Below are 1,030 nucleotides of genomic sequence, written 5' to 3' on the forward strand. Positions count from 1 at the left end.
GAAACATACTCGTAGGCCATGCATGCCGCACCCCACACACAGCAGGTTCTCGATCTCGCCAGCCAGCAGGGCCTGCTGCGGGCGAGCCAGTTGCAGGTGCTGGGCATAGGGCGTGTGGTGCTGACGCGGCTTATCGCCAGTGGTCGGCTGGAGCGGGTGGGGCGGGGGGTGTACCGCGTGCCGGGCATGCAGGCCTCAGAGCATGAGAGCCTGGCAACCCTGGCAGTCAAGGTGCCGCAGGCGGTGTTTTGCCTGCTGACGGCGCTGCAGTTACACGGCTTGACCACGCAGCTTCCGCGACAGGTGTGGATCGCCATGCCGCAAGGCAGCCATGCCCCCAGGCTGGACTATCCGCCGGTGAAGATGGTGCAGTTTTCGGGCGAGGCCTTTGCTGCCGGGGTAGAAACGGTGCAGGTGGAGCAGGTGGCTTTGCGGGTGTACAGCGCGCCCAAGACGGTGGCCGACTGCTTTAAGCACCGCAACAAGATAGGGCTTGACGTGGCGATAGAGGCGCTCAAAGACGCCTTGGCTCAGAACAAAACCACTGCGGACGAGCTGTGGCGCTTCGCCAAGATTTGCAGGGTAGGCAATGTGATGCGGCCCTATCTTGACGCCCTGCGTTAGCGGTCTGTTTGGCATGTAACCGCCACCTACCTGCCAGACGCATCACCCCAGATGCTTGCCAAAGAACCGCAGCGCCCGGTCCCAGGCCTGTTGCGCCCACACGGGGTCGTACTGCGTGGCTGCAATGCGGCCGGGGCCTACGGCTTCTTCATTGGCAAACGCGTGGTGGGCCAGGTAGCGGTGGAACTCGAAGCCCACGCCCGCGGCCTTGAGCTTGTCTTCCAGTGCGGCCACGGTGTCGATCTTGAAGAACTCGTCCTGCGTGGCCCAGTGGCCTTGCAGGGGGATCTTGATTTTGCTGGCGTCGATGTATTCCAGCGGCGGGCAGCCGTACCAGACCACGGCGGCGTCCAGCTCGGGCGCTGCTGCGGCCAGCAGGGTGAGCGCGCCGCCCATGCAGTAGCCG

General features: G+C 64.5%; 2 protein-coding genes. One reads left to right on the forward strand and one right to left on the reverse strand.

All coding sequences use genetic code 11. The annotated features are described in order from the left end of the window. Positions 1 to 18: 18 nt before the first annotated feature. Positions 19 to 624 (forward strand): type IV toxin-antitoxin system AbiEi family antitoxin domain-containing protein, encoded by a 606-nt coding sequence (locus AC097L_RS26325; protein WP_479589633.1) that lies wholly within the window; start codon positions 19 to 21, stop codon positions 622 to 624. Between the two features lie 42 nt (positions 625 to 666). Here AC097L_RS26325 and AC097L_RS26330 read toward each other — a convergent pair. After that, positions 667 to 1,030 (reverse strand): dienelactone hydrolase family protein (locus tag AC097L_RS26330; RefSeq protein ID WP_479589634.1); only part of this gene is annotated, 364 nt, incomplete at its 5' end.

The sequence above is a fragment of the Rhodoferax sp. RT5P35 genome (assembly GCF_056521385.1).